Origin of the sequence: Bittarella massiliensis (ex Durand et al. 2017) (assembly GCF_017566145.1) — a bacterium.
GTDB classification, from domain to species: Bacteria; Bacillota; Clostridia; order Oscillospirales; family Ruminococcaceae; genus Bittarella; species Bittarella massiliensis_A.
In genome coordinates this window covers 1-14750 of sequence record NZ_JABFCL010000011.1, presented here as the reverse complement: position 1 = coordinate 14750, position 14750 = coordinate 1, and the positions used below count along the sequence as shown (strand labels likewise).

Below are 14750 nucleotides of genomic sequence, written 5' to 3'. Positions count from 1 at the left end.
CAGATTGTCTTACCCTACCAGTATACCACAGCCGCACCAACTTTCGCCCGCGTCAGGCCGATATTTTCCCCAATTTATCCCCTGCGCCACCCGATTGATGGGGGCAATAAAAAGCCCTGGCAGAGCCTGCCAGGGAAAGGGAGAGAACGATCGGTCAAGAGATGGCGTCAAGCACGACGTCATACAGATGACAGGGATACAGCTGCAACCGGGTACAGAGCGCAGCCAATTGCTCGACAACCCCCCGCTCGCAGGAGACGTCCGAAACAAAGGCCACCTCCTCGCTCCCGCAGGAAGAAACCTCTATAACCCGGATGCCGTAGCCGGTGTAGGGACCGATCTCACAGTCTTTTAGGGCCTCTTTGACCACCGTGTACTGGAACACGCAAACCCACCTCCTCCCGGAACACTTCGACGTCAAGCTGCAAGAACAGAATCAGCCGAAGCAGGATTTCGGAGCTGGGAAGGGCGATCCCCTTTTCAATTTTTTGATACCACCGCACAGAGATGCAAACAGCCTCTGCGACCTGCGCCTGGGTGAGGCGTCGCTCGCTGCGGGCATGCAGGATTTGGGTCGAAAAGGCAGATTTCAAAGACAAAACGACAACCTCCCCTATAAAGGAAGTTTATATTTGTTTTTCCGCCTTTTCCACGAACTATGCGTTCACCTTGTGAGAAGTGCACGTTTCCCCTTTCGCCCGTTTTAAGAAATGGTGTAATCTGTCTAGCGAGTTTTGTCGAATGGTGTCAAAATAAGGTCTGGCGCGCTTTTTGAGGAAAAGAACGCCCGGTGGAAAAACGCAAAGGTCTCCTTTTTATTGTACTTGATAAGAGAGGAGAAAGAGACGCATTCTCAACGTACAAAACAAAAAATGTCGAGATATTATCAAGAAAAAGAGGAAAACAATAAAATTTTTTTATTGTTATTTAGTCCCTTTTTTCGCGCTAGAAAGAAAAGGGGGGACTGCGCCATTGGCGCAGTCCCCCCATGCAGGCAAGGGATTTAGTTTTTGGGCGCATAGAGCGCTTGCAGCTCCAACAGGCGTCGGTATTTCTCCCCGGCCGCCGATCCAGCCCGCTCAAACAGGGCCTCCGCCCGTTTGGGAAAGGCCTTTTGCAGGGCAGTGTAGCGAATTTCCCCCTCCAAAAAGTCGCGGTAGGTCAGGGTTGGCTCCTTGCTGTCGAGTACAAAGGGGTTTTCCCCTGTTGCCCGCCGGCGGGGGTCAAAGCGAAACAGCTGCCAGTACCCGGTCTCCACCGCCCGTTTGATCTCGCTCTGGGCATTCACCAGCCCGCCTTTCATGCCGTGGCTGATGCAGGGGGCATAGCAGATGACCAGGGAGGGGCCGGGGTAGCTCTCCGCCTCCACCAGGGCTTTAACACACTGGTTGTAGTCGGCCCCCATCCCCACCTGGGCCACATAGACGCTGCCGTAACTCATGGCCATGGCCGCCAGGTCCTTTTTCTGGGCTTCCTTCCCGGCGGCGGCAAACTGGGCCACCGCCCCGGTGGGGGTCGCCTTGGAGGCCTGGCCGCCGGTATTGGAATAGACCTCGGTGTCAAAGACCAGCACGTTTACATCTGCACCGGAGGCCAACAGGTGATCCAGCCCCCCAAAGCCGATGTCGTAAGCCCAGCCATCGCCGCCAAAGGCCCAGCAGGACTTCTTGCCCAGAAAGTCCCCTTCGGCCAGAATGGCCTGGGCTATCTCGCTCCTCTCCCCCTGTAAGGCCTTTTGCAGGGCGCGGGCAGCGGCCGCGTTTTCCGCCCCCTGATCCAGGGTGGACAGGTAGTGCTCACAGGCCTCCGCCAGCGCTCCGGCAGCCTGTTGCCGCAGCTGTCTCACCCGGCTGATCTGTCGGCGGCGCACCGTGTCCAGGGCCAGGTAGATGCCGTAGCCGAACTCGGCGTTGTCCTCAAAGAGGGAGTTGGCCCAGGCCGGCCCCCGCCCATCCTCGGTCACGGTGTAGGGGGTGGAGGGATAGCTGCCGCCCCAGATGGAGGAGCAGCCGGTGGCGTTGGCGATCACCATCCGCTCCCCGAAGAGCTGGGTCACGAGCTTGGCATAGGGGGTCTCCCCACAACCCCCGCAAGCCCCCGAAAACTCCAGCAAGGGGCGCTGGAACTGGCTGCCCTTGACGGTGGTCGGGCGAAATTTCTCCGCCACTTCGGGTTTTTTAGAAAGCCCCTGTCCGTAGTCGAAATAGGGCTGCTTTTCCCGCTGGCTGTCCAGAGGACGCATCACCAGCGCCTTCTCCCCCTTTTTGCCGGGACAGACGTTGGCGCAGGAGCCGCAGCCGGTGCAGTCCAACTGGGAGATGGTCACCGCAAAGGAGAGTCCCGGCATCCCCGTCATGGCAACCGCCTCCATCCCCTCGGGGGCCGCGTCCAGCTCCTGGGCGCTCATCACCGCCGGGCGGATGACGGCGTGGGGGCAGACGTAGGAGCAGAAGTTGCACTGGATGCAGTTTTCCGGCACCCAGGTGGAGACGTCCACCGCGATCCCCCGCTTCTCAAAGGCGGCCGATCCCTGGGGCAGGGCGCCGTCCTCTCGCCCGAGAAAGGCCGACACCGGCAGAGAGTCCCCCTGCTGGGCGGCAATGGGGTCCTGGATGTCGCGCAGGTAGCGCTCCATCTCCGCCCCGGCGTGGTGGCTGTTTTGGTCCCTCTCCTCCCCTGTGGCCTGGGCCCAGCGGGCGGGCACCTCGACGCGGTGCACCGCCGCAAAGCCCTGGTCGATGGCCGCTTGGTTCATGGCCACCACCCGTTCCCCTTTGCGGCCGTAAGAGGACTCGGCGGCGGCCTTCATGTAGGCGATGGCTTCCTTGGCAGGGATGATTTCGGTCAACTTGAAAAAGGCCGCCTGCAAGATGGTGTTAATCCGCCCGCCCAGGCCGATTTTCCGGGCAATCTTTACCCCATCGATGGTGTAGAGGGAGATGTTGTGCGCGGCCATATACCGCCGGTCGGCAGCCGGCAGGTGGCGCTCCAACTCCTCGGGGTCCCAGCTGCAGTTGAGGAGGAACGTTCCCCCGTCGGCCAGGTCTTCCACCATGGGGTAGCGGCCCAGGTAGGCGGGGTTGTGGCAGGCCACAAAATCTGCCTTGCGCACCAGATAGGTGGATTTGATGGGTGCCTTGCCGAAGCGCAGGTTGGAGATGGTCAGCCCGCCCGACTTTTTGGAGTCGTAGCTGAAATAGGCCTGTACCCGCAAATCGGTGTGGTCGCCGATGATCTTGATGGCGTTTTTGTTGGCCCCCACCGTCCCGTCGGACCCCAGCCCCCAGAACTTGCAGTTGACCGTTCCCTGAGGGGTGGTGTCGGGCAGCTCGACCTCCTTGAGGGAGAGGTGGGTCACGTCGTCCTCAATGCCGATGGTGAAGCGAGGTTTACCCCCACACCTGCCGTTGGCGAACACGGCGGCAATCTGGCCGGGAGTGGTGTCTTTGGAGCCCAGGCCGTAGCGCCCGGAGTAGAGGGGGATGTGGGCAAAGGGGCTCTCCCGCAGGGCGGCGGCCACGTCCAGCCAGAGGGGTTCCCCCACCGAGCCGGGCTCTTTGGTGCGGTCCAACACCGAAATGGCCTTTGCCGTTCTCGGGATGGCCGCCACCAGCCGGTCGGGGCAGAAGGGGCGGTAGAGCCGCACCTTCACCACCCCGGTCTTTTCCCCCTGGGCGTTCAGGTAGTCCACCGTCTCCTCGGCGGTGTCGCAGACCGACCCCATGGCCACAATGACCTGCTCGGCGTCGGGGGCGCCGTAGTAGTCAAAGAGGTGGTAGTCGGTGCCCGCGGCCCGGTTGACCTTCTCCATCTGTGCCTCCACCACCTGGGGGAAGGCGTCGTAAAAGGGGTTGGCCGCCTCCCTGTTTTGGAAGAAGACGTCGGGGTTCTGGGCGCTCCCCCGCAACACCGGCCGCTCGGGGTTGAGGGACCGGCGGCGAAAGGCGTCCACTGCCTCCCAGTCCACCATCTCCCGCAGGGTCTCCCGCTCCCAGACGGCCACCTTTTGAATCTCGTGGGAGGTGCGAAACCCGTCAAAGAAGTGGATCACCGGCACCCGCCCGGCGATGGCCGAGAGATGGGCCACCGCCGCCAGGTCCATCACCTCCTGGGGATTCTGGGCGCAGAGCATGGCCACACCAGTCTGGCGGCAGGCGTAGATGTCCGAGTGGTCGCCGAAGATGGAGAGGGCGTGGCTGGCCACCGCCCGGGCCGACACATGAATCACCCCCGGCAGCAGCTCCCCCGCCATCTTGTAGAGGTTGGGCAGCATCAGCAGCAGCCCCTGGGAGGCGGTGTAGGTGGCCGTCAGCGCCCCCGCCGCTAGGGAGCCGTGTACCGCCCCCGCCGCGCCCCCCTCTGCCTGCATCTCCACCACCCGCACCGGCTGGTCAAAGAAGTTCTCCCGCCCCTCGGCAGCCCAGCGGTCGGTCACCTCCGCCATGGGCGACGAAGGGGTGATGGGGTAGATGGCCGCCACCTCGGTAAAGGGGTAGGCCGCATAGGCCGCGGCAGTGTTTCCGTCCATGGTCATGGTTTTTCTCGCCATATTGGTTCCTCCTTTTGCGGGCCACGCCCTTTGGGGCGCGGCTCTCTTCTAATAGGGAGGATGGCCGCTTTCCCCATCGTTCAGACCGAAAGGGCGGAAAAAACTGCACCCCTCCACCCCTTCTGACGCTCTCCCATCTCCCCTGCTTTTCACCCCTCTTCCCCTGCTCATCTGCAGCCGCCACGCCTCTGCCTGTCCGCCCTCCCCCGCGGGTCCTCGCTTCGGAAAAAGCCCCCTTTCGCGCCAAGGGTGAAAACAGCTGCTGGGAAAGAAGAGGGTGTTTGTAAAAGGGCGGCCCGCATTCCACCGCTGTGGCGTTGGGGGCAGGGAAGACGGAGGGCAGCGGGGCTTGTCCCCACAAAAATCACAGGTTCTTCACCTGAACGGTGGCGGGCGTTAACAAGAATGTGATATTCTGTCTTTAAAAATGGAGAGCGGAGAGGGCGATGGAGAGTGGTGCATTACAAGTTCTATTTTGGCGAAGAGGAAGCGGAGGTTTTGCAGAGGATCGCGCTGTCGAGCCGGGCCAATGTGAAAAGGCGGAGAGCCGCCTCCGCCGTCAGCGCGGGAATGGCGATCCTCTGTTTGGCCGCAGCTATTTCCTTTTTTAGGAGAGGGTTTCCCCGGGGCGGCGTTTCCATGTCGCTGTTTGCCGCCTTCTTTTTTGCGGTGCTTTTCGGCGGGGCGAAGTGGTTTCAGAAAGCGGTCCTCCGAAGGGCGATGAAGGGGGTGGACCGATCCCTGTATTCGGGGGAGCGGGAGTATTTCTTTGACAGCGATGGCGTTCAGGTGGTATCTGAACTGGGCACGGGAAAAAACCATTGGCGCGCCTTCCGCTGCTGGGGGGAGATCGAACACTATCTCTACCTTAAGCGGCTGGACAACCAGGTGGTGCTGATAGACCGGGAAAAGCTGTCGGCGGAGGAGTGCCGGGAGATGGAGAATCTCCTCGCCGCCGTCGCCCGGGAGCAGTGAGCCCCCCCTCCCCTTCCACAGGCAAAAAAAGAGAGCTGCCTCTCGGCAGCTCTCTTTTTTGTTGTTGCAGTTGGTGTAGCTTTGAAAAGCCTACTCGGCCTCGTACATCTTCTGCAGGTTCAGCAGGTGGTTGTACCGCTTGATGGCGTTCTCCGCGGCCGCGTCAAACAGCTTCTCGGCGCGCTCGGGGAAGGAGCGGGTCAGGGAGGAGTAGCGGGCCTCATTCAGGATGAACTCCTTGTAATCGGTGGTCGGGGCCTTGCTGTCCAGGATGAAGGGGTTCTTGCCCTGCTCTTTGAGAGCGGGGTTGAAGCGGAACATGTTCCAGTAGCCGCAGTCCACAGCCTTCTTCATCTCGGCCTGGCAGTTGACCATGCCGCCCTTGATGGAGTGCATCTCGCAGGGGGCGTAGCCGATGACCAGCGAGGGGCCGGGGTAAGCCTCGGCCTCGGCCAGGGCTTTGATGGTCTGGTTCATGTCGGCGCCCATGGCGATCTGCGCCACATAGATGTAGCCGTAGGACATGGCGATCTCCGCCAGGCTCTTCTTGGCGATGGCCTTGCCGGCAGCGGCAAACTGGGCCACCTGGCCGATCTGCGAGGCCTTGGAGGCCTGGCCGCCGGTGTTGGAGTAGACCTCGGTGTCAAACACCATGATGTTGATGTCCTCGCCGGAAGCCAGCACGTGGTCAACGCCGCCGAAGCCGATGTCGTAGGCCCAACCGTCGCCGCCAAAGGCCCAAACCGACTTCTTGGCCAGGTACTCTTTCTTCTTCAGGATGTCCTGGCAGTCGGGGCAGGTGGGGTGTTTCTCCAACTCGGCGATCAGGGCGGCGGTGGCGGCCTTGTTGGCCTTGCCGTTGTCCTTGCTGTCCAGGTAGGCCTTGGCAGCGGACTTGAAGCCCTCGTCCTCACTGTTGGCAGCCATCTCGCCGATCTTGGCAATCAGGCTCTCGCGGATGGCCTTCTGGCCCAGGTAGAGGCCAAAGCCGTGCTCGGCGTTGTCCTCAAACAGGGAGTTGGCCCAGGCGGGACCGTGCCCCTCTTTGTTCACGGTGTAGGGGGAGGTGGCAGCGGGGCCGCCCCAGATGGAGGAACAGCCGGTGGCGTTGGAGATGTACATCCGGTCGCCAAACAGCTGGGTGATCAGGCGGGCGTAAGAGGTCTCGGCACAGCCGGCGCAGGAGCCAGAGAACTCCAGCAGCGGTTTCTCGAACTGGCTGCCCTTGACGGTCTCGGCAGCGGGCATGCCCTCTTTCTTGCCGACTTTCTCCACCAGGTAGTCAAACACCGGCTGCTGGTCGGCCTGGCTCTCCTGGGCGACCATGGTCAGGGCTTTCTCCTTGGCCGGGCAGACGCCGACACAGACGCCACAGCCCATGCAGTCCATGGGGGAGACGGACATGGTGAAGCGGTAGTTCTCCATTCCCTTGCCGATCATCTTGGCGCTCTTGAGCCCGGCGGGAGCGGCTTTCACCTCATCCTCGTTCAGGGCGAAGGGGCGGATGGTGGCGTGGGGGCAGACATAGGCACAGCGGTTGCACTGAATGCACTTGTCGGCGTCCCACTGGGGAACGGTCACGGCTACGCCGCGTTTCTCGTAGGCGGAAGCGCCCTGCTCGAAGGTGCCGTCGGCGTGCTCCACAAAGGCGGAGACCGGCAGGCTGTCGCCGTCCATCTTGCCAACGGGATGCAGGATGTTTTTGACCATGTTGACCAGCTTGCCGTTGGTGCCGGCGAGAACGGTCTCATCCACCGCGTCGACAGCGTCGGCCCAGTCGGCGGGCACGTCGATCTTTACATAGTAGTCAAACCCGGCGTCGATGGCGTCGTGGTTCATCTTGACAATGGCCTCGCCCTTCTTGGAGAAGCTGCGGGTGGCGGCGTCCTTCATGTAGGTGATGGCATCCTCTTTGGGCAGAACGCCGGCCAGGGCGAAGAAGGCCGACTGCAGGATGGTGTTGGTGCGCTTGCCCAGCCCGATCTCAATGGCCTTGTCAATGGCGTTGATGGTGTAGAGCTGGATGTTATTCTTGGCGATGTAGCGCTTGGCCTCGGCGGGCATGTGCTGGTTCAGCTCGTCGAAATCCCACTGGCAGTTGATCAGGAAGACGCCGCCGGGCTTCACGTCCCGCACCATCTTGTAGCCCTTGATGACGTAGGAGGGGTTGTGGCAGGCAACAAAGTCGGCCTTGTTGATGTAGTAGGGGCTCTTGATGGGCTTGTCGCCGAAGCGCAGGTGGGAGATGGTCACACCGCCGGTCTTCTTGGAGTCGTACTGGAAGTACGCCTGCACGTATTTGTCGGTGTGGTCGCCGATGATCTTGATGGAGTTTTTGTTGGCGCCGACGGTGCCGTCGCCGCCCAGACCCCAGAACTTGCACTCGATGGTGCCCTCGGCCGCGGTGTTGGGGGCCTCGTGCTCGGGCAGGGACAGGTGGGTCACGTCGTCGTTGATGCCGATGGTGAAGCGGGCCTTGGGGGCGTCCTTGGACAGCTCCTCATAGACGGCGAAGACGCTGGCCGGGGTGGTGTCCTTGGAGCCCAGACCGTAGCGGCCGCCGACGATGGTGGCCTTGCGGCCGGCCTCGGCCATGGCGCTCATGACATCCAGGTGCAGGGGCTCGGCATAGGCGCCGGGCTCTTTGGTGCGGTCGAGAACGGCGATCTTGGTCGCGGTCTCGGGGATGGCGGCCAGCAGGTGCTTGGCGGAGAAGGGCCGGTAGAGGCGGACCTTCACCAGGCCGACCTTCTCGCCCTTGGCGCAGAGGTAGTCGATGACCTCTTCCGCCACGTCGCAGATGGAGCCCATGGCGATGATGACGCGCTCGGCGGCGGGGTCGCCGTAGTAGTCAAACAGGTGGTAGTTGGTGCCCAGCTTCTCGTTGACCTTGCCCATGTACTCCTCGACCACCTCGGGGATGGCGTCGTAGTAGCTGTTGCAGGCCTCGCGGTGCTGGAAGAAGATGTCGCCGTTTTCGTGGGAGCCGCGCATGGTGGGGTGCTCGGGGTTGAGCGCCCGCTGGCGGAAGGCGGCCACGGCGTCCATGTCCACCATGTCCTTCAGGTCCTCGTAGTCCCAGATGGAGATCTTCTGAATCTCGTGGGAGGTGCGGAACCCGTCAAAGAAGTTGATGAAGGGAACCCGGCCTTTGATGGCGGCCAGATGGGCGACAGCGCCCAGGTCCATGACCTCCTGAGGGTTGGTCTCGGCCAGCATGGCAAAGCCGGTCTGGCGGCAGGCGTAGACGTCGGAGTGGTCGCCGAAGATGTTCAGCGCATGGGACGCCACGGTGCGGGCAGACACGTGGAAGACAGCGGGCAACAGCTCGCCGGCGATCTTGTACATATTGGGGATCATCAGCAGCAGGCCCTGCGAGGCGGTGTAGGTGGTGGTCAGCGCACCCGCGTTCAGCGAGCCGTGCACGGTGCCGGAAGCGCCGGCCTCCGACTGCATCTCGACGACCTTGACGGTGTCGCCGAAGATGTTTTTCTGGCCCTGGGCAGACCACTGGTCAACGTAGTCGGCCATGGGACTGGACGGGGTGATGGGGTAGATGCCAGCCACTTCTGTGAACGCATAGGACACATACGCGGCGGCATTGTTGCCGTCCATGGTCTTCATTTTTCTTGCCATTGTGTTTCCTCCTTTTGATTAAAGAGAACCTCTTTGCTTGCTGGAGCACGCCCGCTGGACCGACCGGCCCGGACAGCGCGCAGGTGCGCCGCGCCCGGCCTGGCCCCTCGCAAAGGCGCAAAAAAGCGCAACGAAAAGGCCGGAGAAGGCCTTCTTCTGCGGAAGCTATGTATTTGGCGGGCAAAAGAAGGGAAATTTTCTCCCCTCTTTACTTCAAAATTCTAACACGTTTACCCTCTATTGTAAAGGAAAAGCGGGACAAATCTTCCCCCGGCAAAAAAAGAAAATTCCACCTGTGGGGCGGCGGGACAGGCTTTTTTCTCTGTGGCCGCCCCCGTTTGACAAGGACGGCCGATGCCGGTATGATAAAAGGTATATATCTTGCAGAAAATGTTTCCGGTCCCCTTTCTTTTCCTGCCGCAGCAAAAAACGCACAAATTGAAAGGGATTTGCCCCGCAGAGGGCGACGGGGAAGGGCGGGCACAGGGTGATACCGCGCCCCTTTCCCCGGGAAGAGAAGCCGTTTTCGCCCGGCAAGAGGGCGGGACAGCGCCCCTGTACACAGAGGGTGCAAGGAATGCGATCAACGCCCCGGCGGGTTGCCGCCGCAGGCGCTTATAGAGGAGGAAAAAACAGAATGGACCCTGACGGGACTTGTTGGCTATTTCTCGCCCTTGGCTGCGCGCTGGGAGCGGCCCTGCTCACCGCCTTTTACCACGGCGCTCTCGCCGACTGGGATGAGCGGCTGCGCAAGCAGACCGCCCTTGCCGGCGCCGACGCGGCCCTGGCCCGGATAATGCGCGCCCCCCGCCGGGTGGAGGCGGCGGTGCTCACCGGCACCCTGGCCCTGGGCTTTGGAGGGCTGCTGGCCGCTCTGGCCGCTGCCCGCCCCGCCCGGCAGATGTTGGAGCAGTTGGTCGGTGGCGGGGCCTGGTTTGCCCCGGTTTGGCTGCTGGCCTTCGCCCTTGTTTGGAGCGCCCTTTTCGCCGCCCTTTGCCGCTTCTTTCCCGCCGCCTTGGGGCAGCGGTACAGCCGTGCTTGCGCCAGGGGGCTGCTGCCGGTTTACCGGCTGCTCTCACTGCTGGCCATCCCCCTGGGGCTGCTGGCCGCCGGTCTGGGCCGAGCGCTGGCCTCCCTTTTTGGCGCCCGGGCCCCAAAAGGGGTCGAGACGGTCACCGAAGAGGAAATTTTGATGATGGTGGACGAGGGGGGCGAGACCGGGGTCATCGAACAGAGTCAGAAGGACATGATCGCCAATATCTTCGAGTTTGACGACACCACCGCCGAGGACATCATGACCCACCGCACCGAGATCGAGGCGGTGGAGCGGGCGGCCACCGTTCACGACCTGGTGGAGGCGGCCATCCGCACCGGCTTTTCCCGCATCCCCGTCTACGACGGCGATCTGGACAACATTGTCGGGGTGGTGATGGTCAAAGACCTGCTCCCCCTGGTGGAAAAAAACGACGCCGCCGGACAGCGGGCAGCCGACTATGTCCGCCCGGTACCCTATGTGCCCGGCTCGGTCAAATGCCGCGACCTCTTTCAGTCCCTCACCCAAAAACACGCCCAGCTGGCAATTGTGGTGGACGAGTACGGCGGCACCGCCGGACTGGTCTCGATGGAGGACATCCTGGAGTCGATCGTCGGCAACATTCAGGACGAGTACGACCGCGAGGAGGAGGAAATCCGCCGGGAGGGGGAAGACGCCTACTTGGTGGATGGCTCCACCGATCTCGACGACCTCTGCGAGGAGCTGGGCATCGAGATCGACTACGACGACTCGCTCTACGACACGGTGGCCGGTTTTCTCACCGACCGGCTGGGCTTTATCCCCGACGACGGGGAGACCCCCTTTGTCGACTGCGGGGGCTATCACTTTCAGGTGGCCCGGGTCGAGGAGCGGCGCATCGCCCTGGTGCGCATCACCCGCCTTTCCCCCGAGGGGGATTTGCAACAGTAGAGGAGGAATCGCCCGTGCGCTACCGCACCCAAATTGCCGTTCGCTACGCCGAGACCGATCGGATGGGGATTGCCCACCACTCGGTCTACCCCATTTGGTACGAGCAGGCCCGCAGCGAGTTTGTGGCCGCCCTGGGCCTCCCCTACTCCCAGATGGAGAAGGAGGGGGTCCTCACCCCCTTGAGCGCCCTGGAGTGCCACTTTAAAGGCAGCTGTACCTACGAGGATCGCCTCTGCGTCGAGGTCTGGGTCGATCGCTTGACCCCGGCCCGGGTGGTCTTTGCCTATCGGATCTTCAAAGAGGGGGAGGAGCGGCCGATCAACACCGGCAGCACCACCCACGGCTGGACCGGCCCCGACCTGCGCCCCCTCAACCTAAAAAAGCGCCGGCCGGACATCTACCGGCTCGTCCTCTCCGCCATGGAGGGGGAAGAGGGCTGACCGGCAAAAAACCAGCGCGCAAGGGGGGCATATCAAAAGATATGCCCCCCTTTTCTCTTGTGCCGTTCAGAAAAAAAGTCGTCACAGTGCCAGGGCCCCTTTCTCCCTCTGCCCCTCGCTCTGTCGGCCCTGTCGACTGAAAAAAGGATCGCTTTTTGCAGTTTTCTGTCCCAATGCAGTATAAAAGGCGGAAAAAATAAGAACAAATTGTGCACAAACCGTGAATATATGTTAAAATAGAAATAACTAGCTCCCATCCTGTCAGGGAAAACACCTCCCTTTGCAGGTCAGGGGCTGCAAGAAAATCAATTTGTTCGGCTGGTTGGGATATATCCCGGCAGCCGCTCCCATGCAAGGAGGATGTTTTGCAGATGGAAAAATTGAAAAAGTATCTGACGCCGAAGGCCACCGGTTGGCTGGCCATCGGCATGGGCGGCGGCGCTCTGCTCTGTTGGATCGCTCTGGGCATCGTCTACGGCAGCATCAAGAGCTATTTCACCAGCTTTGGCGCAAACGAAAACGGCTTGGGCCTCATGGTGATCCTGCTGATAGCGCTGATGCTGGCCTTCTTTGTCTCCCTGTTGGCCACCCTCGTGTCCGGTGCGGGCAACGGCATTCGCCTGTTTGCCTGGAAGGACCGCCGCCCCTTCACCATTGCCGCCTTTGCCGTGGCCTGCCTGAACCTGCTCTTTCTCTGCCTCAATTTTCGGGTCATCGGGTTCTGCTTCAGCCTCTTCTCCGGCAATGTCTATGGGGCTTTGGGCAGCGGGGCCAGCCTGATCACCACCCTCTCGCTGCGGCTGGGGCTGTTGCAGTTCGGCATGTTCTTGCAGATTGCCCTCGCCGGCTACCAGGTATTTTTGATGGTCTGGGCGAAAAAGCACCCGGCTGCCGCCCAGGGCTCTAGCGCCTTCGGCGAGGCGCCGGTTGCCGCCGCTGCCGGCACTGTGGCGGGCGCGCCTGTCCCCCCGCAGGGCGGGTACACCGTTCCCCAGGGCGGGTACGCCCCGGCTCCCCAGGCGCCCAAGGGCGAGGGGCTGAAGAAATTCAAAGAATTCGCCAAGAGCAAGGCCGGCAAACTCACCTTTATCGGGATCGCGGCGGCGCTGGTCCTCCTCATCGGCGGGGGCATCGCCCTCTCGATCCTCACCCAGACCCGGCTGGACCTGGTCTCCAATGTGGAGTACACTCTGGAGGGCGAGTCGGGAGACGCCTACATTGTGATGGATCGCGCCAATGTGGAGTACGACTACAACGACAGCGACGTGGCCAACTTCGTCTCCTCTGTCAGCTACCAGTTTGAGCCCAGCGACGGCCTGAAAAACGGCGACAAGGTGGTCGTGCGGGCGGTCTACTCCAAAGAGACCGCCAAGCGGATGCGTATCAAGATCAAGGAAGATGTGCGCGAAATCGAGGTCACCGGCCTGACCGAGCGGTACGACAGCGCCGCCAGCATCCCCGCCGAGACGGTGAGCGCCGCCAAGGCCCAGGCTGAGTCGCTCCTCTCCTCCAAGAAGAGCTCGATTCTCAGCAGCGCCTACGGCTTCTCCTACAAAAAGGACAAAACCGTTGCCGGGCAGAAGCTGGTGGGTTCCTACTTCCTCCACGACGAGCCGGGCAGCTACTCCGACGACGAGATCGTGTTGGTCTACGCCGTCACCGTCAAGGGCCAGCAGCAGACCTCCTACTACCCGGAAGAGGTGTTTGAGGACGTTGAGAAGGTCTATTACTACATGGTGAAGGTCGGGCCCATCAACGACCAGTTCTCGGCCACCGACGCCAGTGTGAGCGCAACCAATATCTCCTACCGGGTGGAGAGCGATCAAGAAGTCGCCGCCTATATCAAGAGCAACTTCAGCGGCTACGACAAGGTAGAGACTCTGCCGGTCCAGTAGACCCTAAAAAGAGTTCCCGGAGGGGGCGGTCGATGTCAACCGGCCGCCCCCTCTTTGCGCCGAGGTGAAGGGGCCTTTCTCCCCCCTGCCCTGCTGTGATATAGTGGAAAACAGAGGAGAGAGGAGGCGCGGGAGGTGGATTGGACGGTTGGCAAGGGCTGGACGGGGGATGGCGCCTCTCTTCGCGCCAGAACCATCGGTGCTCTGGTGGAGGCGGCAGCCTCCAGTCCGCCGGGTTTCGCCGCGGCCGAGGGCTGCTGGGCGGGGCTGCGGGCACTGCGCCTGGACGTCTTTGGGGAAATGTGCGGGCTGTCGCCCCCTGCGAAAAGAAGGGGGTTGAGCGCCGCACCCAGGCGGGTTTGGGGCTGGTATCTTGGATTTAAAGCGGTTTTACCGCTATGAAAAACTGCCTTGAGGAGGGTGAGCGGATGACAGGCGAACAGATTTACCAGACGGCCCTGCGCCAGTCGGCCATCGACTGCAGCTGCCGGCCGGAGGACTTTTTGGCGGGGGAGAACCGGGTCGTCCTCTCCTGCCCCCACGAGAGGGCGCGTCGGTATCTCACCCTCCCCTTCTTCTGCAACCTGGTCTCCTACGGGGGCGGGGTAGTGGCCTCGGTCAGCGGCGAGCTGGAGGGGCTGGTGAAAGACTATTTGGATCGGTTTGACCCCGTCCACTGCTTTGAGACCCCCAACCTGCATGTCTTAAACGACGCCCTGGAGCCCTACGGGCTGCGCGTCTGCTTTATGGCCGAGTACTTTCTCCCCGACCTGCGGGCGCTGCGGCCCCTCCCCTCCCCCCTGCCCACCCGGCTGCTGGGGCCGGAGGAGCTGGCCCCCCTTTACCTGCCCCAGTGGGGCAATGCCCTCTGTGAAAAGCGGCGGGAACTGGACGTATTGGCGGTGGGGGCCTACGATGGGGCAAAACTGGTGGGGCTGGCCGGCTGCTCGGCCGACTGCGAGGAAATGTGGCAGATCGGCATCGACGTGCTGCCCGGCTACCGCTGCCGGGGAATTGCCGCCGCCCTCACCAGCCAGCTGGCGGCAGAGGTGTTGCGGCGGGACAAGGTGCCCTTTTACTGCGCGGCGTGGTCGAACATCCCCTCGGTGAGAAACGCCGTAAAGAGCGGCTTTCGCCCCGCCTGGGTGGAGGTGACTGCCCGGGAGCGCGCCTTTGTGGAGGAGTGCAACGGCAATTTGTAAAAAAGAACGCCGGCTTTTTGAACAGGTCCAGTAAAAAAAAGGACAGAGACAAAAGGCCCCCTGATGTAGGAAAACAGACTACGTCAGGGG

General features: G+C 62.0%; 9 protein-coding genes. 5 read left to right on the top strand and 4 right to left on the bottom strand.

Annotation, left to right across the window (positions count from 1 at the left end):
• Nucleotides 1-154 precede the first annotated feature (154 nt).
• The 3 genes from HJY11_RS10490 to nifJ (HJY11_RS10480) form a co-directional block, all read right to left on the bottom strand.
• Nucleotides 155-385 (bottom strand): DUF6514 family protein, encoded by a 231-nt coding sequence (locus tag HJY11_RS10490; protein WP_208075915.1) that lies wholly within the window; start codon nucleotides 383-385, stop codon nucleotides 155-157.
• Nucleotides 342-593 carry a helix-turn-helix transcriptional regulator gene (locus HJY11_RS15685; RefSeq protein ID WP_368041580.1) on the bottom strand — a complete coding sequence of 84 codons (252 nt, stop codon included), beginning with the start codon at nucleotides 591-593 and terminating at the stop codon, nucleotides 342-344. The genes HJY11_RS10490 and HJY11_RS15685 overlap by 44 nt, the downstream gene beginning before the upstream one ends.
• Nucleotides 594-1003: 410 nt before the next feature.
• On the bottom strand, nucleotides 1004-4549 hold the full coding sequence (gene nifJ / locus HJY11_RS10480) for a pyruvate:ferredoxin (flavodoxin) oxidoreductase (RefSeq protein ID WP_208075913.1): 3546 nt from the start codon (nucleotides 4547-4549) through the stop codon (nucleotides 1004-1006).
• A 639-nt stretch (nucleotides 4550-5188) separates the two neighbouring features.
• On the opposite strand from nifJ (HJY11_RS10480), the gene HJY11_RS10475 reads away from it, so the two are divergent.
• A complete protein-coding gene (locus HJY11_RS10475) occupies nucleotides 5189-5524 on the top strand; it encodes a YcxB family protein (protein WP_208075912.1) in 336 nt (111 codons plus the stop codon).
• A 90-nt stretch (nucleotides 5525-5614) separates the two neighbouring features.
• Here the strand turns inward: HJY11_RS10475 and nifJ (HJY11_RS10470) are convergent, their stop codons facing one another.
• Nucleotides 5615-9160: a pyruvate:ferredoxin (flavodoxin) oxidoreductase gene (gene nifJ / locus HJY11_RS10470; protein ID WP_208075911.1), complete on the bottom strand. Its 3546-nt coding sequence runs from the start codon at nucleotides 9158-9160 to the stop codon at nucleotides 5615-5617.
• A gap of 637 nt (nucleotides 9161-9797) precedes the next feature.
• On the opposite strand from nifJ (HJY11_RS10470), the gene HJY11_RS10465 reads away from it, so the two are divergent.
• From HJY11_RS10465 to HJY11_RS10450, 4 genes are all read left to right on the top strand, one after another.
• Nucleotides 9798-11123 (top strand): hemolysin family protein, encoded by a 1326-nt coding sequence (locus HJY11_RS10465; RefSeq protein WP_208075910.1) that lies wholly within the window; start codon nucleotides 9798-9800, stop codon nucleotides 11121-11123.
• A gap of 14 nt (nucleotides 11124-11137) precedes the next feature.
• A complete protein-coding gene (locus tag HJY11_RS10460; RefSeq protein ID WP_208075909.1) occupies nucleotides 11138-11563 on the top strand; it encodes an acyl-CoA thioesterase in 426 nt (141 codons plus the stop codon).
• A 371-nt stretch (nucleotides 11564-11934) separates the two neighbouring features.
• Complete coding sequence (locus HJY11_RS10455) at nucleotides 11935-13458, top strand: hypothetical protein (protein WP_208075908.1); 1524 nt, start codon at nucleotides 11935-11937, stop codon at nucleotides 13456-13458.
• A 428-nt stretch (nucleotides 13459-13886) separates the two neighbouring features.
• A complete protein-coding gene (locus HJY11_RS10450) occupies nucleotides 13887-14660 on the top strand; it encodes a GNAT family N-acetyltransferase (RefSeq protein ID WP_208075907.1) in 774 nt (257 codons plus the stop codon).
• Nucleotides 14661-14750 lie beyond the last annotated feature (90 nt).